Below are 23086 nucleotides of genomic sequence, written 5' to 3'. Positions count from 1 at the left end.
ATTGACGTTAGTTCGCTATTTATCGTCATTGAAAATGACAGATTACGGGTGGTACTGCACGGGCAGGATCGCCATTTCCCTCCATCCTTCAGGAATATTTTGACCGGGTGCCTCGCCAAGCGCCTCTTTGCGTCTGGCCAGACCTGGACGGGCAAATTTCATATGCCCATCTTTAAGGGTCCGTCCATTGATGACCGCCTCACTTCTCAGGCGCTGGCCCACGGTTCGTTCCATTTGGCGGCCCAGCCACAGCACCCGGTCCACATCATAGCCGTGCGCGATGCCCATTTCATCAATCTGGACCAGTAAATCCTCAAGGCAGATCAGGCCCACATAGCGCGGATCTTCGTAATAATAGTCTCCCGTTCCAGGTACCGGACAGTCGTCCAGAAAATTGGCCGGTTGACCGCCCAGGCCGCCCAGCGTACCCTCAAAATGAGAAATCCCCGCCTGCATGGCAGCCAATGCCGATGCCGAGGCCATACGCTTGGTTTCGTGAAAGTGCGCGATGTGCAGGGACGGATCGGGGATTTCATCCAGAACCATGGAAAAATAGCGATACACCTCCGGGGCGGATGCGCTGCCGTCATGGTCGGCATGCTCGATATCGGTGGCACCGATTTCCAGCCAGCGTTTGGTAAACTCCACGGCATCCTTAAGCTCGGTGGCCCCGGCAATGGGACTGCCCCAGATGGTGCTTACCGTACCACACATCTGAAGGCCGGCGTCGCGGCATTTTTGAATGGCCCGTTCGCACTCTTTCCAGTAGTCGGGAAGTGTGGTGCCGGAGTTGGCGAAATGATGCTCTTCTTCTGTTGATACCATCATCAGGCAGCGATCCGGGCCGATGCCACGCTTGGCCAGCTCGATGGCCCGGTCCACGGCCGGTTCCCGGATGGTCACGGCGGTGATGGTCAGATCATCATAGTTGATTCCTTTTTTCTCGCAGCGGGCCCTGAACCGGTCGCTGCGAAGGTGCCTCAGCACCGCTTCGGCATCGCTGAACTGGGGCATCAGATAGGCATTGCCCAGGTTGGTCACCTCGATGTTGCGACAACCGGCAAAGATCATATTCTCCGCGTAGAAAATCTTGGCCCGGGTGGAGATGAATTTTTCCAGATGTTGAAATCCGTCTCGAACGGTGATGTCACCCAGGGTCACTTTTTTCGGCATCCGCGGGAAAATTTTCCAATAATCATATTCGGTCATGAATCACTCCTTCTTTTACTCGTGTTGTTCTGTTACCTATATCGATTTAGAATCTGACATTACCAAAGGCCGGCTCCCCGATGGGTTCTATCAGGCTCACCTCGAAGGCCATGCCAAGCCAATCGCGAATTTCCGAAAACTTGAGTACCCGGTCCGTGAGCAGGCGCGATCCGCAGAAAAAGGGGTGGGCCTCGCCATCGTATTTCTCGATCATTTTCTGGCTGAAGGCCTGCTTTTCTTCGGCCGTCATGGGCTTGCCTTTGACTTCGCGCTTTTTCTCTTCGATGGAAAGCAGCACGCCGGCGGCGCTTCTGCCGCTCATTACGCCGGTACGGGCGCGCATGGTGCTGAAAAGAAAATGGGGACGATAGGCGCGGCCGCACATGCCGTAGTTGGCCGCCCCGTTGTCCGGGCCGATGACCAGCTGGATGCGCGGCACCTGGGCGCAGGCCACGGTTCGAACCATGTCGGATCCGTACTTGCCGATGCCCTGATGCTCCGATTCGGAGCCTACCATGTAGCCGGGCGCGCTCTGAACGAACAAAAGCGGCGTTTTTTCCTGGGAACAGCGCACGACCCATTCGGCGGCTTTGCGGGCGGCTTCGGCAAAGATGATGCCCACTGAATTGGAAGCCACCACGCCCACGGGAATCCCCTTGATGCGGATCTTGCCGGTCAGGATGTTGTCCCCGCGGCCCGGGGCATAGGATTTCTTGTATTCGATGAAATAGGAATCATCGGCAATGGCCTGGATGATACGTCTTCCATCGATGCCCTGATGAACCTGGCTTGGCATCAGGTCATAGATGGTTTCAGGGGGCGAGGTGGGCGGCGCATCGGCATACCGGTGGGAATGAATCTTCTGCGGTGCGTCCAGGGCAAGGATTTCTCTGACGCGGCTGACCGCCTCATCCTGGTTGGCGCAAAAATGGTCGGCCCCGCCGGATACCTGGGTATGTACCCTGGCCCCGCCAAGATCCTCGGCGGAGATGACTTCTCCAGTGGCCATCTTGACCAACGGCGGGCCGCCCAGAAAAGAATAGGACATTTTGTCGATCATGACGGACTGGCAGGCCATGAAAACGATGTAGGCCCCGCCGGCCGTGTTACCGCCGGTGCTCATGGTAATCTGCTTGAGCCCTTTGGCGGACATCCTGGCCATGTTGTAAAACATGGAACCGAAATGACCGTCATCGGGAAAAACGTCGACCTGCATGGGCAAAAAGGCCCCGGCCGAGTCGGCAATATAGACGCAGTTCAGCCCGCATCGCTCGGCAATGGCCTGGGCGCGCATGTGCTTCTTTAATGTTATCGGAAAATAGGCCCCGGCCTTGACCCGGGAATCATTGCCGAAGATCATGGTCCAGTTGCCGTTGATTTTTCCAATGCCCGTGACCACACCACCGCAAGGGACATCATCGATCCCGCCCGGATAGTTTACCCCGAAACCGGCAAGCTGCCCCAGTTCGAAAAACATACTGCCCGGGTCGATGAGCTGCTGGATCAGGTCGCGAACCGGTTTTTTACCCTGTTTGGCCAGGCGGTCCACGGCTTTTTGCCCGCCCGGCCAGGTGGCCTGGTAAACCCTATCATCCAGCTTTTTCTCTTCGGTTTCCCAAAACATCCGATTTTCTGAGATCGTTGAATCCTTTTGCAGTAGACTGGGCGTATCCTGCAGAAACATGGCTATTCTCCTTGGTAGACAGGTTTGCGTTTTTCTTTGAACGCCGCCAGGCCTTCAAGCCGATCCTTGGTGGGAATGGTGACCCAATAGGCGTTGGACTCCATGGCAAGTCCCGAGTGAAGATCTGTTTCCATGCCGTAGTTGATGGCATATTTGGCCTGCTCGATGGCGATGGGGCCGGTTTCACAGATCTGGCCAGCGAGTTCCCGGCAGGCTGCCATGAGCCCTTCTCTGGGGACCACCTGGTTGACCAGTCCAATGGCCAGAGCTTCCTGGGCGCCGACCCGCTTGCCCGTGAAAATCAGTTCCTTGGCCTTACCTTTGCCCACGATGCGCGGCAGACGCTGGGTGCCCCCGGCCCCGGGAATGATGGCCAGGCGTGTTTCCGTGAGCCCCATGGTGGCATTGTCCGAGGCGATGCGAATATCGCAGGCCAGGGCCAGTTCGGTGCCCCCGCCCAGGGCGATGCCACCGACCGCGGCGATGACCGGCTTGTTCAACTGTTCAATGGATGTGAACAGGCTGCGGATGGTGAAAATATATTCCTTGACCTTGACCGGCGGCAGCGTGGCCCGTTCTTTCAGGTCAGCACCCGAGCAAAAGGCTTTTTCTCCGGCACCGGTGATGATGACCACGCGGGTATCGGAATCGAAACGCAGGGCTTCGATCTGATCCTTTAATTCATGGAGCAACTGGAAATTAAATGCATTCATGACCTGCGGGCGGTTGAGGGTCAATGTCGTGACCTGATTCTCTTTTTCGATTTTAAGCAAACTTTCGGTAATGGTGTCTTTTTTTATATCAAGCATGGTTTTACTCCCTCATATTAACATCCAATATGTCGTGAGATGACAATCCGCTGGACCTCGGACGTTCCCTCGCCGATATCCAGCAGCTTCTGGTCCCGATAAAAGCGCTCCACACCGTAGTCTTTCATCAACCCGTATCCGCCATGAATCTGGACCGCATGATCGGCGACCCGTCCCATCAACTCGGAGCAGTAAAGCTTGCCCATGGCGGCCTCTTTTTCATAGGGGCGCTTGTGGCTTTTCAGCCAGCAGGCTTTGTATAAAAGATTGCGGGCACATTCGATTTCCATGGCGCAATCGGCAAGCTTGAAGGCGTTGGCCTGGAATTTACTGATCGGTTGGCCGAATTGTTCCCGCTGCTTGGCATATTTCAGCGCGGCCTCAAAGGCTCCCTGGGCGCCGCCGAGTCCCATGGCGCCGATGGACAGGCGGCCGCCGTCCAGGGTCTGGAGCATCTGGTGAAACCCATCGCCCTGTTTGCCGAGTATGTTTTCATGCGGAACACGGACATCGTCAAAATACAGTTCCGCCGTACTGGAGGCCCGCCACATCATTTTTTTATGCATGGGGACCGCCTTGAACCCCTTTGTACCGGCCTCGACGATAAAACAGGTGTATTCCGGCCGCCCGTCCTCACGCTTGCCGGTCACCGCCTGAACGGTCACCCCCAAAGTCATCTCGCAGGCTGCATTGGTGATGAAGATTTTAGACCCATTGATCACCCAATCATCGCCGTCTTTGACTGCCGTGGTTTTACTGCCGCCGGCATCGGACCCGGCGGTGGGCTCGGTGAGTCCAAACCCCCACAGGGCCTCTCCGCGGCACAGCTTGGGAAGATATTTTTTCTTCTGTTCATCGTTGCCAAAGTAGTATAGCGGTCCGATGCCCAGGGAATTTCCAGCGGCCACAGTCGCCGCCTGGCTGCCATCCACACGGGCAATTTCTTCCACGGCAATGATATAGGAAATATAATCCATGGCCTGCCCATCGTAGTCTTCGGACACGAACATGCCGAACAGCCCGATTTCGCCCATCTTGCGCGTCAGTTCAGATGAAAATGTTTCACTCTCATCCAATTCGGCGGCAACCGGTGCAATTTCCTTCTGGGCGAACGTTCGAACCTCTTTACGAATCATTTCCTGCTCTTTGGTTAAATCGAAGTCCACTTTTATTCCTCCTTTTTTACCGTCCATGCTAGGGCCAATAATCAATGCAAAAATCATCTTTTCATCGATTATTGGTCTGTTTTTCGCTGTCAGTTAAGATTCGGTTCCTGATTTTTTAAACTCCGCCTTATCCTGAAAGTTGGCCTACCGACCGGACGTTAGGTAAAATGATAAAAATTTTTAAAGGTGTTCTGGCCGGTGATGATCCGGCCAGATTCGTTTAGGCGGTCACGACGGCGGCTGCCTGCTGGCGCTGCAGCGCTTCGATGGCTTGATCCCGCAGCTTGTATTTTTGGATTTTACCGGATGCGGTCGTGGGATACTCATCCACAAAGAAAAAATACCTGGGAATCTTGTGAAAAGCGATCTTCTTGTCACAAAAATTACGGAATTTTTCCTGGGTGGCCTCGGCCCGATTACCGTTTTTGAGTTGAATGTAGGCAACCACTTCCTCACCGTACTTCTCGCTCGGAACACCAACGACCTGAACGTCACGAACCTCCGGGTGGGTGTACAAAAACTCCTCGATTTCCCTGGGATAAATATTCTCACCCCCGCGAATGATCATATCCTTGCTGCGCCCGGTGATTTTGCAATAGCCATTCTCATCCATTACGGCCAGATCGCCGGTATGCAGCCAGCCGTCGGCGTCAATGGCGTTTTTGGTTTCATCAACCATTTTATAGTAGCCCTTCATCACGTGGTACCCGCGCGTGCACAGCTCGCCCTGCTGACCGGGGGGCAAGGTGATGGCACTTTCCCCGATATCCACGATTTTTACCTCAACATTGGGCAGGGCCCGGCCAACCGTGCTCACGCGCAACTCCAGTGAATCATCGGTGCGGGTCTGGGTGATTCCCGGGGACGCTTCGGTCTGGCCGTAGACGATAGTCATCTCACTGGCGCCCATCTTGTCCACGACTTTTTTCATGACTTCAATGGGGCAGGGGGAACCCGCCATGATACCGGTTCTCAAGCTGCTCGTGTCATAGGACTTCTTTTCCATCTCTTCCAATTCGGCGATGAACATCGTGGGAACGCCGTGAACCGCGGTGCAGCGCTCCTGCTCAATGGTTTCCAGGACCACGTCCGGTTTGAACTGAATCACCGGTGACATGCATGCCGCACAAACCACACAGGTCAGTGTTCCCAACACGCAACCGAAGCAATGAAAAAATGGAACCGGAATACAAAGGTTGTCTTTGGCGCTAAGGCGCATGCATTCCCCCAGGCTTTTCGCATTGCCGATGATATTGGTATGGGTGAGCATGACGCCTTTGGGAAAGCCGGTGGTCCCGGATGTATATTGCATGTTGATGACATCATCCGGGGCAAGGGATTTCTGGCGCTTTGCCAGGGCCTCGTCGCTGATATCACTGCCGTGATCGAGCATCGCCTGCCAGGACAGCATCCCGGCCGGGGTGGTTTCACCGTCACCCACAAAGATCACGTTCTTTAAAAGGGGGAGTTTCTCAGATGTCAGTTTTCCCGATTCACAAAGCAAAAGTTCCGGACAGACCTCATTGATGACGTCGATATACTCTTGATCATCGCGAACGCCGCCAATCATTACCAGTGTGGTTGCATCCGATTGTTTCAGAAGATATTCCAGTTCGAAGGATTTGTAGTTGGTGTTGACCGTGACCAGGACGGCCCCCATCTTGCCGGTGGCAAATTGGCAGTACAACCATTCGGGAACGTTATTGGCCCAGATCGCAACCTTTTCGCCCGGCTCGATGCCCAACGCCATCAGCCCCTTGGCCACCTGATTGCAGATGGCATTGAATTCAGCATAGGTATGATAGATACTTTTTTCATAATAACGGACGGCATGGCTGTCTCCGAATTGCTCGGAAACCTTGTCCAATAGTTCTCCGATCGTGATCTTTCCGACTTCAAACATTGGTAATTGCATGTATTCCTCCCCTTTACAGAACAACCAAAAAATTAGCAGGTCCTTCGATTGACCGAAGTGATGAAATGAGAAACTAAAAAATGGAATTGGTTTTAAGAAACGGCCATGGCTGAATATGATTTAATCAAACTACGTTTTTTTGACAATCGGCAGGCAACTCATTTTTTTGTGATGCAGATGCCAGTCGACGTGTCGGGTGTTTTTTGACATCAACCCGTAAAAAAGCCTACACGCTTGCCGCGAAGAAACGCATCGAAAAGTCAAATGGCAGATAAAAAGTGACCTTAGACGGATTTATCAAACAGGCGCTTAGCGTTATGGATGATGGGCAACGTGCAAAGACGCGGCCGCGATAGTGGCGGGGTCAGATTGGTCTAAACTTGCACCGATGGTTTGATCTTTGTGGTATTTTCCCAGTGAACCGCCAGGCGGACCAATTCCGTGGCATTTCTAAGCCCTAATTTTTCTTTGATTCTTTCCCGGTAGGTCCCGATGGTTTTGATGCTAAGGTTCAATTTGCCGGCGATATCGCGTGTACTATACCCCCGGCCGATGAGACGAAATACCTCGAGTTCGCGGTTGGTCAGTCGTTTGATGGGATCCGTGTCTGCCGCTCCGGAATCGCCGCTTAGCTGAAAAAGGATGTGTTCTTTGACCCGGTCGTTAAAATAGAGGTTGCCGGCCAGCACCTGGCGAATGGCAAAGACCACCGACTCCATGGCTTCCTCTTTCATGATGTAGCCCCGCGCACCGGCGCGCAGGGCACGCTCCGCGTAGAGGAATTCATCGTGCATGGAGAGGATTAACACCGGCAGGTCCTTGCGTTGATTGTGAATTTCCTTTACCAAGTCAATCCCGTCACTGTTTTTCAGCGATATGTCAACGATGAGAAGGTCTGGGTTCAGGCGATCGATTTCATGCATGGCTTGGCAAACGCTCTCAGCGCCACCGCATACGGCAATGTCCTCCTCTTGATTGATCAATTCGCTGATTCCCAATCTGAAAATGGGATGATCTTCGACTACAAAGATTTTCTTTTTTTCCATTGGATCAAACCATCCGTGGTTATGCGTATGATGAAGAGGGCAAGGCATTGTCGACATTGACCGGGTTTTGCATCTGCAGCTGTACCTCGGTGCCACCGTCTGTGTGTGGCCCTATGGTCAGCGCAGCCTGAATCATATTGGCACGGAAATCCATGATCCGCAATCCCATGCCTTCGCTGCGACCACATCGGGGCAGGCCGATGCCATCGTCGATGACGGTCAGGACCAGCCGCCCCGCCCCGGCAGTCAGGCGGATCTGGATCTCATTCGGGGTGGCGTGCCGGGCCGCATTGTACACGGCTTCCTGAGTGATCCGGAAAATATGGGTCGCCACGGTATTGTCCCGGATCATCACGTCAACTTCACAGTCAAACGTGCAGGGAATTTGAAAGATGGACTGGACATTTTCCGCCAGTTCACGCAAGGCGGCCACCAGGCCATGCTCCACGAGATTGACCGGACAAAGGCCCCTGGCAAGCTGTCGGCATTTGACGATGGCGATTTTGAGCAGCTCCTTGATTTTTTCCATCTGGGCCGCCTCGGAAATACCCCGGGCTTCCAATTTGCGTTTGAGTACGGTGCCCAATCCGACGATTCCGATCAAGTGCGGACACAGATCATCGTGAAGGTCGTGCCCGAACTTCTGGCGCTCCCTGTCGCCGATATCCATGACCTCTTTTTCCAGTCGTTTCATTTCGGATACGTCCCGATAGACGATCACACTGCCGGACAGTTTTCCGGTCCGATCTCGATAGGTTGCCCGCCGGATGCTCACGTGAACCAGGCCGCCGTCCTCTCGATAACAGCGGGCCTCGACGCTGGACATGTCATTTGCGTGGGGACGGTTCCACAAACCTTGATGCAGCTTTTCCCAATTCTCGCCTTCGACGAAATCGACCATTTTGTGTCCCAGGCAGTTTTTTTCACTCCAACCGAAGACTTTCGTGAAAGCGGGATTCAGGTAGGTCACCAATCCGTTGGTATCATGGACAAGGATCGGGTCCGGTACAGCCTCCATGACGGACCGGTATTTTTCCTCACTTTCGCGCAGTGCCGCTTCAACCTGTTTTCTCTCGGCGATTTCCTGGTGAATGTTCTGACTGTAGGCCTCCAACCGCTTCATAAACGAATTGAAATACAGGGTCAACCGTTCCATTTCGTCACCAAAAGAAGGGAGCCTGGTCTCGGTTCGCAGTTCGGCGATGCCCTTGTGCAGGCGACAAATCAACCGTTGCATGGGTTGGGTAATCGAATGGCTGATAATGAAAGTGATCGGCAGCACCAGGGCCAGAGAAAACAGCATGGCGAGCAAAATCACTTTTTTGAGCCGCTGCAACGGGGCATAGAATTCATCGATATAACTGGACGTGGCCACGATCCATTTGAAATCGGGCATATACTTGAAATGAACCAGTTTTTGTCTGGGCACCGTCTCTCCCGGATTCCTCCACGCATACATGATCTGCCCGTTCTTTTGCTTCAGCATGGTTTTTACCGGCTGGTCCGGCAACCGATCCTCCTTCAAGACATTGACGCCTTGAAGCACGGGATGAACGATAACATTGCCGTTAACGTCGAGAATAAAAGCGTAACCGGTTTTTCCGAATCGCAAGGACAGAATACTTTCACGAAAGTCGTCCACATCCACCAGTTTGCCGAATTCATTTCGGTAGGATGAGACATTGATGATCCAGTCCCAGGGCTTGAAATAAGACATGAACAGTGCCTTTGGCTTAGGGCTCGGTTCCCCGGGATTCATCCAGCGGTACTCAATGTAGCCCTGTTTGCGACTGATCATGTCCTGGATAAAGGCCCGGTCGGAGAAATCGACGCCTTCCAGTTCACTGCGCGGATGAATCTTCATGATACCGTCGCTGTCCACACAGGCGATATAGCCGGTGACGCCGATTTGCTGGGCCAATAATATGCCCTTTGCCCTGTTTTTCGCCTCCGTTTCACTCAATAATCCCTTTACATAAAAATCATAATGGTACTTGACGATTTCAAGATTTTTTTCCGCGACTGCCCGAAGATGGTTCTTGATGGCCACGGATGCGGAAATTTGCACCATGTTGAGGATTGCTGCGGATGTGTTTTTCAGCTCGCTTTCGATATTCGCCTTGATGGTATCACGAACGATGGAATAGATAACGGCGCTGCTTATGGTAATGGACAAGATGAATGCCGTCGAGTAACTCAACAACATCTTGTAGCGAATCGGAAGATTGCGAATTACAGGAAGACGATACATGATGGCACCTTGTGGTGAAGCATTTCAGATAATTGAACTGTTTCAGGGCCTTTGGGTATCTTAGAGCCTGTTTGAGAAGTGGGCCTGTGTCTGTTTAAAACAGACGCACCCAGTAAACATGCTTTAGTAGACAAATGAAACCTTGACAATCGGCGCGTCCATTATTTTAGTGTAAGACTAAAAATTACCGTGGATGTGGGAAAATACTAACGCAGGTTGTAGGTATATGACCTACAAGCGCCTTTATACTGACAAGTGTTTTAAGCTACTTTCCCCATCGTCAGTATGGAAACAATTTGATCGATCGCCCGGTCTGCCCACGCTTGCAGCTTCATTGGATGTTCCTTTGGTGGTAATTGGGCCATAGCACGATCAATGCGGTGTCCCATATTTCTGACCAGCCTCGGCCTTCATAGAAATAACCAATATTGTAATTAAATGTATATATAACCCATGGTAGATGGTGGGACAAGGGGCGGGGGGAAATGCTTTGCATGACCCATTTGTGAATTGTGTCGGGCAAACCGATTCTCCCCGAAGCTTCCTTCTATAAAGAATCGGTTTGCAACGATTCATCGTGCCGGGTGATTAAGGCCCGGCAGCCATCAAATTATTCTTCGATCGGTTCGAAACGACTGACGATAACAGAGCGGTTGCCGCCGCCCTTGGTCAGGGTGCCGGTGATTTTAACTTTTTTCCCGATCATTTTGGCCATGTTCTGGCCGAGAACGGTGAACGTCTGGCCGTCATCGGTTTTAATGACCGTAATGCCCTTTTCCCCTTTTTCCAGTGTTCCCTGAATGGTTTCCTGTTTCCCCTTTTGGGTAGCCATCGCAGTGGCCGTGAACAACAGCCCGATAACCAAGAACATGACTACTGCCAAACTCAATCCACGATTTTTCCTCATCTTGATCCCTCCCAGGTTGACGGTGGATGCCCTTGAACCGGCAAGACCGGCGGGGCATCGAATGGATGGAAAATCCGGTTGTTGACCGTAACCCAAATAATATACAATATTCATGCCAAGCAGACCTACCCAAAATTCAGGGGATAAAACGGATGGGACTGTCGTCGAGGAAAAGGAATTGAAGTGATCCTGCACGGCCAGATGCCTTCCCATGCGGTGCTTGGCGACATCCTATAGCCTTTTGGAATTCCACTTTTACCGATGGCACAAATTCATCGGTTTTTATTGCCGGTGCACGCGCTCTGCCGGGTACGAATCGGGAAGTCTCATTTCCGATTTGCGAGGGGATACCGGACTTTTCATTTCCGATTTCTTACGAAACCATCAATGCGGTTATACACCCCAATTAATGACCATTCGGTAATCTTTGTGTCATCATGCCGTAAGGTTTGGGTGCTACTGTACATTTCATAAGCGGATACGCTGATGGCTTGGCCATGAAAGCAGCGCGTCCGAATCTTTAAATGATCTTTTTATTTTTCTCTCCTGCCACCGGACCATTTATTAATGGTCCGGTGACCTCTAAACGGCATTAACAAATGGGTGCGCTATGGGAACTGGCATGACGTTATGGGTTTTAAAAAAATAAAATCATGCCAGTCCCGCTAATCATCTGGACGTTTTTTTGATTTTCGATAGAATCCGTTTTGTGGATGAACACTAGTTTGCTTGTCCGCTGAGCCGCTCCAGATTATCACGGGCAAAATCAATGGACGGGTCCAACTCCAGGGCCAACCGGTAATACCTGATGGCTTCGTCGGTTTTGCCCATATCACGGTAGTTGGAAGCGATGTTGGCGTAATCGATGGCCGAGCTGGGATCCAGTTTGATGACCTGTTCAAAACATTTGATGGCGGCTTCATGTTCCTTGCGCTTGAAATGGCAAAAGCCCATGAGATTATAGATATCGGTGCGCTCCGCATCCAGGGCTTCGCCCTTGGCCAGTACTTCCAGGGCTGCCTGATAATTGCCCAGGTCTTTGTGGCAGACGCCCATGTAGGAGTAGATGCTGGCAGCGTCCTGAGCGTGGGGGGAAAGATCTATGGCCCGTGAGAAATGGGTCAACGCCTGTTCAGGATCACCCAGCTCCAAATGGCAGTTGCCCAGGTAGAACTGAACGAAGTATTTTCCGGGCAATTGGCGATCCATGTCAAGCAGTCGACCGATGGCCTGATCCACGGGAAACTGCTGCACGGTGAGTTTGGCCACGAACATGGCTACACTGGTGCCCGCGGCCCGTTCCCTGAAATGGGCACCGGGGATGATCGTGTAAAATGCGGGAATCGCCAGTTCAGGATGCATGGTATCCACCGTGATCACCTCAAAATCCCTTTCGGCCAGGGCTTGCACGCAGGATTCCACTTCGATGCGGATATTGTCATTGGAGATGTCGGGCAGGGTCGACAACGCTATCGGGCCAGGGGCGCCGATCACATAGTCGGCCTCTTTAAGGCTGGAAAACTTGGGCAGGCCCGAGGCCACGTAGTTGGAACCGGTGTTGAAATCCCCGGCCAGCTGAGCCACCTCGGAAAGTGCCCGGCTGAGCGCTTTTTCCGGGCTGGGTGTGGTGCCGGCGGTCCAGACGATTTCACTGCGCTGTGGAAAAGTTTCCGGATCATGGGCCAGCACGCCCACGGTGGGGATCCCCATTTCGAGGGTAAAGTCGCTGAGTACCACCTTGATTCCCGCACGGTTGTACTTGCCCAGCATTTCCCGAACCAGCCGATCCGCGGATGAATTCGGATTGATTACCGGAACCGCCAACCGCTCACGACTGACAATGGATGAAACGTGGCGTTCGACGACCTCACAAATTCCCTGACACAGGGCTTCGGCAACACAATTGCCCGCCGATGGCCCATTAAAGGCGTTGATGGCATAAAACCAGTCAATGGGCACCAGCACTTCCCGTTCTCGGGTGAGGCTGAAGGCCCCGGTCCATCTCAAGGGCAGGGTGTCGAACAGCTTTCTGGCAACCGCCAGATCTTCGCTGTCATCGTGCACCGACCGGGCAATCTGCTCGAAGGCAATGGCCTGATCGCCGATCTGAGCACAGGTGGCCAAACGGGTATGGGCCGGGTTCTGGTAAAAACTGAAGAAGCTGAAACGCTCGACCAGTTCCATAATCGCGCTGGCTTCGGCTTGGGTGGGCGTGGCGCCTTTGCCCATTTGCTTTTGGGTGCCGATTACGGCTTTCGCATCATGCCCGCAGGTACTGAAAAAAACCGGAATATCCAAACGGCCGTTGTCGATGCGCATGGTCTGATCCAAAATTTTTAGATCCATGGCCTTCATTTTTTCTTTGACCTGGGCTACGGTTTGCTCCGGTTTGATGCTTTTGTCTTGATCATCGGTGGCCTGCTTGGCTGCGTCTGGTATGATGACGGGGCCTGTGCGTTTCATGCAATCTCCTTGATAGGACACTATTTTTTCAAAATATAGCTTTCATTAAAACCAATAGATTTTTGTTTGCTCTTCTATATGGCCCTGCCTGCATAAGGCAAGCTATTTTTTGTAAGGGGGGTTGAACAGATGGCAATTGCAGTGCCGTTTTTTCGGGATCACATCTTGATTGCCCAAAGGGGGAATAAACAGATGTAGATAGGCGAGGTTTATCAGTGAGCGGTAAGGGATGGTCAAATCAACGCCCCTGGGGACAAACAAAGGGGCGTTGATATTATTTTTACGGGACTCGGTTAACAACAGCCGCTGTCACCGCAACCGCCATCCCCGCAGCTTCCGCTGCTGGAACAGTCACAACCGCAACCGGCCTGCTGCTGCGTGGCCGTCTGGTTGATGCCCACAACTTTGATATCAAAGGTCAGGGATTGTCCGGCCAGGGGGTGATTGAGGTCGAAGATCACTTTTGTATCATCGATGCTGTCCACGCGGGCAGGAATCTGCTGGCCCTGGGGGGTGCTTAGCATCAGGGTTTGGCCCACCTGGGGGACCATCCCTTCCGGTATCTCGGAGCGGGGGAACTCGTGGGTCCGGTTGGGATCCCGTTCACCATATGCCTCTTGAGGGGAAAGGGTAAAGGTCTTGGACTCGTTGAGGGTCATGCCCATCAGCGCCGATTCGAAACCGGGGATGAGGCTGCCGGCGCCCAACTGGACCTCCAGGGGCTGGCGACCCTTGCTGGAATCGAACACTTCGCCGTTGTCCAGGGTCCCCGTGTAGTCGACGCTTACGAACAGTCCGTTCTCAACTTTTTGCATGATAAACTCCTTTAAATTTAAATGAATAATTCAAGTCAACATGGGGACGATTCATACAAAGTCAAGAAAATATGTCGGAAAAGCCGCATCTGCCGTTCTTGACAGCAACAAGAACGGGCCTACGTTACAATTATCATTCATCCCAATAACAAAGGACCGGGCCATGCGAATCGAAAAAGACTCAATGGGTGAAAAAGCGGTTCCGGACGGCACTTGGTATGGTATTCATACCTGTCGATCTCTGGAAAATTTCAATGTTGCCGGTGAAGCTATGCCAATTGCTATTGTTCATGCCATTGTGCGGATGAAAGCCGCTTGTGCGACGGCCAACCACCGATTGGGTCTGCTCGAGAAGAATATCGCCGATGGGATCACTACGGCATGCAGGAAAATCCTTGATGGGGAATATGACGACCAGTTCCCCATCGATATCTTCCAGGCCGGATCCGGCACATCGACTCAAATGAACGTCAACGAAGTCATCGCCAACCTGGCCGCCGTACAGCTGGGCGGCAAGGCCGGTGACCGCGGTCGAGTTCATCCCAACGATCATGTCAACAAAGGGCAGTCCACCAACAATGTCTTCCCCTCGGCGATTCGGCTGGCCAGTGTGCTGTTGAATCAGACCTTGGTTGCCGCCCTGGACCGCTTAATCAAATCGTTCAATGAGAAAAGGAAACAGTTCGCCACGATCGCCAAAAGCGGTCGTACCCACCTGCAGGATGCAGTGCCCATCACCCTGGGCCAGGAATTCGGCGGTTACGCCCGCGCCCTTACAAAAGCGCGCCTTCGTCTTCAGGCGGCAGCGGGAAATCTTTTGGAAATCGGTGTCGGCGGCAACGCCGTGGGCACGGGCATCAACACCAAACCGGCCTTTCGGTCCATGATTGTCGAGGCGCTCAACAAGGCTACGGGGATATCGTTCCAAGTGGCCCAAGACGGGATCGAGATCACCCAATTCATGACCGACATGGGCCAGATGTCGACGGCATTAAAGCTGTTGGCGCTGGATTTGCTCAAGATCACCAACGACCTTCGCCTGCTCGCTTCCGGGCCGAATACCGGCCTGGGAGAAATCCGGCTGCCGGCCGTGGAGCCGGGGTCGTCGATCATGCCCGGAAAAATCAACCCCAGCATCTGCGAGGCCGCCAACATGGCCTGTGTCCAAGTGGTAGGCGATGATGCTGCCGTGGCCATGGCCTGCGGCCTGGGACAGCTGGAACTTAATACCCATATGCCGCTCATCGGTGCCAACCTGGTCAAGGCCTTTGGTACACTGACGCGAACCTGCACGATGCTGGATGAGAAATGCATTCGGGGAATCGATGCCCGCGAAGACGTCTGCAGGCGCCATTTCGAAGGCAGCGCCGGTTTGGCCACGATTCTCAATCCCGCTTTGGGGTACGACCGTGTGGCAGCGCTGGTCAAAGAAGGCCTGGCCAGTGGTAAAAATTTGAAAACTCTGGTGCTGGAGAAAAAGTTGATGGATGAAACGGCACTGGATCAATTGCTGGAAAAGGCATTTGAGCCCAACCTAAAATAATCGGTCTTTGCGCCAAACCCCCTGAAAAAGCTTTTTTTGACCCCAACGATCAGATCGTTTATACTATATTTAATTGATCGCATTGCATTGATCCTATCCTTCTGGACGGCGTCGGTTGCCGGCACATTTAGGGGGGAACAATATGATCGCATTCGGACCGGTTCCATCCAGACGGTTAGGGCGAAGCCTGGGGGTCAACAACATCCCGCCCAAGATCTGCAGCTATGCCTGTGCCTATTGTCAGCTGGGACGCACCCTTAAACTGCAAGCGCGGCGCCAGGCCTTCTACAAACCCGAAATGGTGTGGGCGTCTGTCCAGGACAAGGTCGCAAAAGCCAGACAAGCCGGCGAAACCATCGATTACCTTACCTTTGTTCCTGATGGCGAACCCACGCTGGACATCAATTTAAAGCCGATCCTGGAACGTCTAAAGGCATTGAACCTGCCTATCGCCGTGATTACCAATGCCTCGCTCATTTGGCGGCAGGATGTCCGGGAAGACCTGCTGAACGCCAACTGGGTTTCCCTTAAGATCGATACCGTAGAAGAAGAAACCTGGCGGCGGGTCAATCACCCCCACAAAAGCCTGGCGCTGACCGCCATCTTGGAGGGGGCGCTTGAGTTCGCAACGGTCTATGAAGGAACCCTGGCGACCGAAACCATGCTCGTCGCGGGCGTCAATGATAGCGAAGACCAGGTTGCCGCGGTTGCTGATTATCTGGCGCGTTTACAACCAAGCGTTGCCTACCTTTCGATCCCCACCCGACCACCGGCGAAGAAGTGGGTCAGTGCCCCGGATGAAAAGATCCTCAACCGGGCGTATCAATGCTTGCGCGAGAAGGTGCAGCGTGCCGAATACCTCATCGGATACGAGGGCAACGCTTTTGCCTTCACGGGTGACGTCGAGCAGGATTTGCTGAGCATCACCGCCGTGCATCCTATGCGCCAGGATGCCGTGAACGAATATCTTACAAGGGCTGGAGGCGATTGGGCGGTGGTCGGACGACTGCTTGAGGAAGGGAAACTAATCGAGACAAAATACGGTACGCATCGGTTTTACTTGAGAACACTGAGAATACAAGGAAAGGAGGAAAACGATGCTGATTAGATATTGGATGAGTAAACCGGCGATTGAAATCGATAAATCGGAATCCATGAACAACGCCGTCGCGCTGATGAAAGAGAAGGGCATTCGGCGGCTTCCCGTGACCCATAAGGGGACGCTTTGTGGGATTGTCACCGACCGTGATCTGAAGCGGGCCTCCGCTTCGGATGCAACGAGTCTGGATATTCATGAATTGCTCTATCTCATATCCAAGATCAAGGTGGATCATATCATGACCCGCGACGTTGTGACGGTGAAACCGGACTGGACCATGGAAGAGGCTGCTGATCTCATGCTGGAACGTAAAATATCCGGCGCGCCGGTTGTGGATGATGATGGCCAGCTGTGCGGTGTGATCACGCAGACGGACATGTTCAAGGCTACCCTGTACATTACCGGTTTGAAAAAGAGAGGCTTTCAGATGGCCTTCCTGCTCGAGGACAGCCCCGGTTCGATCATGGAAATTGTTACCGTGGTCCGGGAGCATGGCGGCCGTATGGCCAGTATTCTTTCCACTTACGAACGGGCGCCGAGCGGCTATCGGAATGTCTATCTTCGGTTTTACGATGTCTCACGGGATCGGATCGATGATTTACTGGCGGCGGTGAAGTTTAAAGCGAAGCTGCGCTACATGGTGGATCATCGTGAAAACCGGCGGATCATTTTTGAAAACAATTGATTCGGTCACATGACCGAGGTGAGGAGGAAAATATGACAGCCAGACAAAAACGCTTACTGCTGGCCGTGGACGGATCGGAAAACGCCATGCAGACGGTCAAGTACGCTGGAGAAGAAGAAGCCTTTAAGGGCATGAAAATCATTCTTTTCCATGTGTACAAGAGTATCCCGGAAGCGTATTACGATTTGGAAAAGGAACCCAAGAGCGTCAAGGTTGTCGCTCATGTACGCAGCTGGGAGGCAGAGCAGAAGAAGAAAATCAGCAAGTACATGGATGATGCCAAACAACTGTTGCTGGACGCTGGACACGCCGAGCCTGCCGTGGATATCAAGATCCAGAATCGTAAAAAAGGAATTGCCAGGGATATCATCACGGAAGCTCAAGGCGGCTATGATGCCGTCCTGGTTCGGCGCCGCGGGGCCTCGGCGCTGCAAAACATCATTGTGGGCAGCGTGACCTTGAAACTGCTGCAAAAACTCACGTTTGCGCCCCTGCTGATCGCCGGCCGGAAACCGATCAATAAAAAGGTCCTGTTGGCGGTGGATGGGTCACCCTGCGCCATCCGGGCCGTCCACTTCGTTGCCAGTATGCTCGGTCCGCTCAAAGACTACGAGGTGAAGCTGGTGCATGCAGTGCGCGGTGGATTCCATTTCGATTTGGCAGCGGCTGAATCAGAAGTGATCGCTGAAACGGATTCGGTTTTCATCGAGCCGGTCAAGATTCTAAAAGAAGCCGGGTTCAGTGAGGACAACATTTCCACTAAAACCACGACGGGGGTATTGAGTCGTGCAGGATCCATTGTCGATGCGGCCCATAGCGGGGAGTGGAATACCATTGTTCTGGGGCGGCGGGGATTGTCTGAAATCAGCGAATTTTTTATGGGCCGCGTGAGTAACAAGGTGGTGCATGCAGCCCCCAAGGATACGGTTTGGATCGTGACCTAAAGTAGCTCTCGGGCGAAACCCAAAAAAGGCGGACACCTGCGCCCATTGTTCTCAATTACCGGAAAAACGACCGGCAATCAGAGAACATGGGTGCCATTTCTGATGGGTAACGCGGGTTGCTCTGCCTGCATCATTAGGCTTTGCCAAGGACCTTGTCGGTTCAATTAATGATTAACATTGTAAAATGTCGCCGTCCGCACGGATTCGTAAAAAGCCCGAGATCAAGGCTTGCAAATCCTGAGGAATGAGGCGTACTGCTCGTACTCCGCAGTGACGAAGGATGAAGCGTAACGCCGATATCGGGCTTTTTACGAATCCGTCATTAATAGATTGTATCAAACCAATAATCAACATTGTAAGAATACGTCGAGAACGTTTGTGTTTGGCCTACATTTGTTATCCAGATGCGCACCTGATCAACCTGGGTGCGCGGGACTGTGATGGTAAAATATTGCTCTGCGGTTCCAGATCCGGGTGAACATCGATCACCACCACTGGCCGAGTAATTGGGCGTCAGCAATCCATTCGTGTACGGACGTGCAAAAATAAGTACATCTTCGCTAAGTGTATTATTGTAGCCGATGGTTATAGTCACATCATAACCAATCAGGATACTTCTTGGTGACGCTGGATCAAACCTTGCCGACGTTATGGATGGACAACTCAGTGTGGATTGAGAATAAGCAGCTGTCCAACCTGTAGTAGTATTATCTGCATTCCTGGCCCTGACCCAGAATTGGTAAGTGGTACCGCAATCCAGGCCGGTCCAAAGCAAATTCAATGAAGTCGTCCAACTCGAATATACGCTGCCGGGATATCGTAAGCATTGGTATTCGGTGCCTGACGGGTTCCCATTGGATGTCCAATAAACCCGGATGGAATTAGCCGTTCGACTAGAGGTATAGATCACGCCTGGGGTAACTGCCAATGTCCGGCGATAACTGATGCCCGACCAGGGTGTATTATTCCCGTCCCCATTGCGGGCGATCGCTCTGAATCCATAATTGGTGTTTGGCGTCAGTTTGGCGCTGGTCCAATAGTCGTTATTTTGTTTCCAACCTGAGTTGTTCTCATTGCTATAATTTTGGATATACAATCCAGAGCTGCCGGACGATAGATTTGAGGGTGTATTTGAAGATCTCGCTTGAATGCTTGTACTGTCTATCGTGCCGAAAGAAATGCCTGCCGGTGTTTCAATATCCGTGTAATCATAACTTACCGATGAGTATCCAGTCTGATTGTTGTTGCCATCCCTTGCCCTCACTCGATAACCATATCGGTGATTGGCTCCAAGCCCTGAGTCACTATAGCTGGTGCTGTTTTGCCACCCTGAGTCATTACCACCTGACCCACTAGTTGGGCTGGAATAGAAGTCAAAATAGTACATCACCGGGCCAGTCGGATCCGAAGCGGTGGTGGCCCTCATAGAGATCGATGATGTGCTTGTCTCATAAGGTTCAGCCGACCACGTCAATGGATTTGGTGTCGGTGCGGTAATGTCTCCAGGACTTTGGTTGACGGTATGGGGCCGGCCGGCGATGGCAATGGTGGCTGATCGGGCCACGCCATAGTTGGCTGAAACAGCAACGCGTACCGTGCCGTTGCCGCTGCCGCTGGTGGGCGAGAGCGAAATCCACGTGTAGTTTTCGGAAGCGTTCCAGTCGCACTCGCTGTGGGTGGCGGTCACGGTGACGTCATAGGCCTCCCCGCTGTCATCAACCGTTCGGCTGGTGGGGGCAATGGCGTAGGTGCACGCGCCCGCTTCCTGGCTGACGGTATGGGGCCTGCCGGCAATGGAGATGGTGGCCGATCGGGCCGCGCCGGTGTTGGCAGAAACAGTAACGCGCACCGTGCCGCTGCCGCTGCCACTGGTGGGCGAGAGCGAGATCCACGTGTAGTTTTCGGACGTGCTCCAGTCGCAGCCGCTGTGGGTGGCGGTAACGGTGACGGAATAGGTTTCTCCTTCATTATCAACCGATCGGCTTGTGGGGGAAATGGCGTAGGTGCATGATCCCGCTTCCTGGCTGACGGTATGGGGCCTGCCGGCAATGGAGATGGTGGCCGATCGGGCCGCGCCGGTGTTGGCAGAAACAGTAACGCGCACCGTGCCGCTGCCGTTGCCACTGGTGGGCGAGAGCGAGATCCACGTGTAGTTTTCGGAGGTGCTCCAGTCACAGCCACCGTGAGTGGCGGTAACGGTGACGGAATAGGTTTCCCCTTCGTTATCAACCGATTGGCTGGTGGGGGCAATGGTGTAGGTGCATGATCCCGCTTCCTGGTTAACGGCATGGGGCCGGCCAGCAATGGAGATGGTGGCCGATCGGGCCGCGCCGGTGTTGGCAGAAACGGTAACGCGCACCGTGCCGCTGCCGCTGCCGCTGGTGGGCGAGAGCGAGATCCACGTGTAGTTTTCGGACGTGCTCCAGTCACAGCCGCTGTGGGTGGCGGTAACGGTGACGGTGTAGGCCTCCCCTTCATTATCAACCGATCGGCTTGTTGGGGCAATGGCGTAGGTGCATGATCCCGCTGCCTGGCTGACGGTATGGGGCCTGCCGGCAATAGTGATGGTGGCCGATCGGGACGCGCCGGTGTTGGCTGCAACAGTAACGCGTACCGTGCCGCTGCCGCTGCCGCTGGTGGGCGAGATCGAGATCCAATCGTCGTTTTCGGAAGCGCTCCAGTCGCATCCGCTGTGGGTGGCGGTAACGGTGACGGAATAGGTCTCTCCTTCGTTATCAACCGATCGGCTGGTGGGGGCAATGGTGTAGCTGCAACCGGCAGGATCCTGGTTGATCGTATGATCTTGACCGGCGATGGTAATGGTGGCTGATCGGGCCACGCCAGGGTTGGCTGCAACAGTAACACGTACCGTGCCGTTGCCGCTGCCGCTGGCGGGCGAGATCGAGATCCAATCGTAGTCTTCGGAAGTGCTCCAGTCGCACTCGCTGTGAGTGGCGGTAACGGTGACGGTATAGGCATCCCCCTCGAAATTAACCGATTGGATGGTAGGGGAGATGGTGTATGTACAGGCGCCCCCTGCCTGGTTGACGGTATGGGGCCTGCCGGCAATGGTGATGGCGGCCGATCGGGCCGCGCCGGTATTGGCTGAAACAGTAACGCGCACCGTACCGTTGCCGCTGCCGCTGGCGGGCGAGAGCGAAATCCAGTCGTAGTTTTCGGAAGTGGACCACTCGCACTCGCTGTGAGTGGCGGTAATTGTTACATCATAGGTCGCCCCGTCATGATCAACGGATTGGCCGGCGGGTGAAATCGTGTAGCTGCAACCGGCAGGATCCTGGTTGATCGTATGATCTTGACCGGCGATAGTGATGGTGGCGGATCGAGCCTCACCCTCGTTGGCTGAAACAGTGACTTGTACCGTGTCGCTGCCCGATCCGCTGGTGGGCGACAGCGAGATCCAATCGTAGCTTTCCGAAGTGGACCACTCGCACTCGGTGTGGGTGGCGGTAACGGCTACCGCATAGGTTTCCCCCTCCCAAGTGACCGATCGGCTGGCGGGTGAAATCGTGTAGGCACAATCGGACGTGACAAAGGTTCTGACTTCCGAGTCGGCACCCGTGTTGGTGTGCATATCTACTGCACAGATCTTCCAGAAATATTCAGTCAACGGCTCAAGGGTTGAGGGTGCGTAGGCCGTGGCAGGGGTTGTTTCGTTGATAATGATGGTTTCAAAATTGGTGTCTGTTGCCACCTGCACCAGGTATTCGTCGGCATTTTCGACAGTCTCCCATTCAAGGGAAACAGTGCTGGGATCAACATCCTGGGCCTCGTTTTCAGGGGCGGACAAGGTGGGAATAAACAGATAGGCGTCAATGGCCACGCCTTGGGTGATTTGGCCGGCTTCGATGCTGATCCCGGTGGTTTCCCCCTGGTAGCGGACGTTGCCAAACTCATCTTCCGCCAGTGCCACAAAAATTCGGCCCTGACCCGGCAGAATGCCCTCGACCCTGCCGCTGCCGGCTTCGCAAGGCCACGGGCCGCCGGTCACCAGCCAGTTGCCGTCGGCATCGTACACCTCGCAAACCACCTGCTCCACACCGCCTGCCTGGCAATCCAAAGTCGCAGCCCGAATGGGCGCCGAGTCCTCAGCTACGGGTGTATCGTACCAGCGTATCGTCAGATTGGCCGATGCGGTCCCATCAGATCCATCCGATACGCTGTCCTGCTGGTCGTCTCCACAGCTCGACGGAAGCAGTGTTAAACACAGAAAGATTAACGATAGGCAAAATCCGCGAAACCTCTGCCAATCAATCATCCCATGCATTGTCATTGCTCCCCCCTAAAACCAGACGCCGCTGGCGAATGCAAAAGGTGTTCTACCAGATCTGTGCTGTTTCCGGAAACGATTCCGGTAGCATGGTCAGTTTTCAGGCACTCATTGCCGTTTAACGATGCTATCCCACTGACTGAAGCCCCGCTATGTAATGGAGTCGTCAAGACCTCTTTCTATTTAAAAGCTCATGTTGGATTTCAGGGTCGTATTATGGTAAGTGAGAAATCTCATTATGAGCCAAAAAAAATATCGACAA

15 protein-coding genes are annotated in these 23086 nt (G+C 53.5%); 4 read left to right on the top strand and 11 right to left on the bottom strand.

Going from position 1 to position 23086, the window contains the following annotated elements:
• Nucleotides 1-42: 42 nt before the first annotated feature.
• The 10 genes from Dvar_RS27990 to Dvar_RS27945 all read right to left on the bottom strand — a co-directional run bounded on the left by Dvar_RS27990 (nt 43) and on the right by Dvar_RS27945 (nt 14265).
• Nucleotides 43-1209, bottom strand: a complete 1167-nt coding sequence (locus Dvar_RS27990) for a pyruvate carboxyltransferase (RefSeq protein ID WP_419656437.1) — start codon at nt 1207-1209, stop codon at nt 43-45.
• Nucleotides 1210-1255: 46 nt separating this feature from the next.
• Nucleotides 1256-2893 (bottom strand): acyl-CoA carboxylase subunit beta, encoded by a 1638-nt coding sequence (locus Dvar_RS27985; RefSeq protein ID WP_419656436.1) that lies wholly within the window; start codon nt 2891-2893, stop codon nt 1256-1258.
• Nucleotides 2894-2895: 2 nt separating this feature from the next.
• Nucleotides 2896-3702: an enoyl-CoA hydratase-related protein gene (locus Dvar_RS27980; RefSeq protein ID WP_419656435.1), complete on the bottom strand. Its 807-nt coding sequence runs from the start codon at nt 3700-3702 to the stop codon at nt 2896-2898.
• A gap of 17 nt (nt 3703-3719) precedes the next feature.
• On the bottom strand, nt 3720-4868 hold the full coding sequence (locus tag Dvar_RS27975) for an acyl-CoA dehydrogenase family protein (protein WP_419656434.1): 1149 nt from the start codon (nt 4866-4868) through the stop codon (nt 3720-3722).
• Between the two features lie 220 nt (nt 4869-5088).
• Nucleotides 5089-6783: an AMP-binding protein gene (locus Dvar_RS27970; protein WP_419656433.1), complete on the bottom strand. Its 1695-nt coding sequence runs from the start codon at nt 6781-6783 to the stop codon at nt 5089-5091.
• 374 nt (nt 6784-7157) lie between these two features.
• On the bottom strand, nt 7158-7829 hold the full coding sequence (locus tag Dvar_RS27965; RefSeq protein WP_419656432.1) for a response regulator transcription factor: 672 nt from the start codon (nt 7827-7829) through the stop codon (nt 7158-7160).
• A 19-nt stretch (nt 7830-7848) separates the two neighbouring features.
• Nucleotides 7849-10080, bottom strand: a complete 2232-nt coding sequence (locus tag Dvar_RS27960) for a cache domain-containing protein (RefSeq protein ID WP_419656431.1) — start codon at nt 10078-10080, stop codon at nt 7849-7851.
• 610 nt (nt 10081-10690) lie between these two features.
• Nucleotides 10691-11101, bottom strand: a complete 411-nt coding sequence (locus Dvar_RS27955; protein WP_419656430.1) for a hypothetical protein — start codon at nt 11099-11101, stop codon at nt 10691-10693.
• Nucleotides 11102-11707: 606 nt separating this feature from the next.
• A complete protein-coding gene (locus tag Dvar_RS27950; protein WP_419656429.1) occupies nt 11708-13450 on the bottom strand; it encodes a YcaO-like family protein in 1743 nt (580 codons plus the stop codon).
• Between the two features lie 293 nt (nt 13451-13743).
• Nucleotides 13744-14265 carry an FKBP-type peptidyl-prolyl cis-trans isomerase gene (locus Dvar_RS27945; RefSeq protein WP_419656428.1) on the bottom strand — a complete coding sequence of 174 codons (522 nt, stop codon included), beginning with the start codon at nt 14263-14265 and terminating at the stop codon, nt 13744-13746.
• Between the two features lie 163 nt (nt 14266-14428).
• Between Dvar_RS27945 and Dvar_RS27940 the strand changes: the two genes are divergently transcribed.
• The 4 genes from Dvar_RS27940 to Dvar_RS27925 all read left to right on the top strand — a co-directional run bounded on the left by Dvar_RS27940 (nt 14429) and on the right by Dvar_RS27925 (nt 18536).
• The gene (locus Dvar_RS27940) at nt 14429-15808 is read left to right on the top strand and encodes an aspartate ammonia-lyase (protein ID WP_419656427.1); all 1380 of its coding nucleotides are present in this window, start codon (nt 14429-14431) and stop codon (nt 15806-15808) included.
• Nucleotides 15809-15950: 142 nt separating this feature from the next.
• Nucleotides 15951-16916, top strand: a complete 966-nt coding sequence (locus Dvar_RS27935; RefSeq protein WP_419656426.1) for a radical SAM protein — start codon at nt 15951-15953, stop codon at nt 16914-16916.
• Nucleotides 16906-17592 carry a CBS and ACT domain-containing protein gene (locus Dvar_RS27930; RefSeq protein WP_419656425.1) on the top strand — a complete coding sequence of 229 codons (687 nt, stop codon included), beginning with the start codon at nt 16906-16908 and terminating at the stop codon, nt 17590-17592. Before Dvar_RS27935 ends, Dvar_RS27930 begins: the two co-directional genes overlap by 11 nt.
• 32 nt (nt 17593-17624) lie before the next feature.
• Nucleotides 17625-18536, top strand: a complete 912-nt coding sequence (locus Dvar_RS27925) for a universal stress protein (RefSeq protein ID WP_419656424.1) — start codon at nt 17625-17627, stop codon at nt 18534-18536.
• A 322-nt stretch (nt 18537-18858) separates the two neighbouring features.
• Here Dvar_RS27925 and Dvar_RS27920 read toward each other — a convergent pair whose 3' ends face one another.
• Nucleotides 18859-22827, bottom strand: a complete 3969-nt coding sequence (locus Dvar_RS27920; RefSeq protein ID WP_419656423.1) for a BACON domain-containing protein — start codon at nt 22825-22827, stop codon at nt 18859-18861.
• Nucleotides 22828-23086: the final 259 nt, after the last annotated feature.

It is taken from the genome of Desulfosarcina variabilis str. Montpellier, from assembly GCF_048565275.1.
Taxonomy (GTDB): domain Bacteria; phylum Desulfobacterota; class Desulfobacteria; order Desulfobacterales; family Desulfosarcinaceae; genus Desulfosarcina; species Desulfosarcina variabilis.
Note: the sequence above shows the minus strand (reverse complement) of the source record. Positions and strands in the feature narration are given on the sequence as shown.

Bases quoted from the DNA above. Each gene is read 5' to 3' on its own strand.
- Dvar_RS27990 (WP_419656437.1), bottom strand. From the start codon at position 1,209: ATGACCGAATATGATTATTGGAAAATTTTCCCGCGGATGCCGAAAAAA.
- Dvar_RS27985 (WP_419656436.1), bottom strand. From the start codon at position 2,893: ATGTTTCTGCAGGATACGCCCAGTCTACTGCAAAAGGATTCAACGATC.
- Dvar_RS27980 (WP_419656435.1), bottom strand. From the start codon at position 3,702: ATGCTTGATATAAAAAAAGACACCATTACCGAAAGTTTGCTTAAAATC.
- Dvar_RS27970 (WP_419656433.1), bottom strand. From the start codon at position 6,783: ATGCAATTACCAATGTTTGAAGTCGGAAAGATCACGATCGGAGAACTA.
- Dvar_RS27965 (WP_419656432.1), bottom strand. From the start codon at position 7,829: ATGGAAAAAAAGAAAATCTTTGTAGTCGAAGATCATCCCATTTTCAGA.
- Dvar_RS27960 (WP_419656431.1), bottom strand. From the start codon at position 10,080: ATGTATCGTCTTCCTGTAATTCGCAATCTTCCGATTCGCTACAAGATG.
- Dvar_RS27955 (WP_419656430.1), bottom strand. From the start codon at position 11,101: ATGAATATTGTATATTATTTGGGTTACGGTCAACAACCGGATTTTCCA.
- Dvar_RS27950 (WP_419656429.1), bottom strand. From the start codon at position 13,450: ATGAAACGCACAGGCCCCGTCATCATACCAGACGCAGCCAAGCAGGCC.
- Dvar_RS27945 (WP_419656428.1), bottom strand. From the start codon at position 14,265: ATGCAAAAAGTTGAGAACGGACTGTTCGTAAGCGTCGACTACACGGGG.
- Dvar_RS27940 (WP_419656427.1), top strand. From the start codon at position 14,429: ATGCGAATCGAAAAAGACTCAATGGGTGAAAAAGCGGTTCCGGACGGC.
- Dvar_RS27935 (WP_419656426.1), top strand. From the start codon at position 15,951: ATGATCGCATTCGGACCGGTTCCATCCAGACGGTTAGGGCGAAGCCTG.
- Dvar_RS27930 (WP_419656425.1), top strand. From the start codon at position 16,906: ATGCTGATTAGATATTGGATGAGTAAACCGGCGATTGAAATCGATAAA.
- Dvar_RS27925 (WP_419656424.1), top strand. From the start codon at position 17,625: ATGACAGCCAGACAAAAACGCTTACTGCTGGCCGTGGACGGATCGGAA.
- Dvar_RS27920 (WP_419656423.1), bottom strand. From the start codon at position 22,827: ATGACAATGCATGGGATGATTGATTGGCAGAGGTTTCGCGGATTTTGC.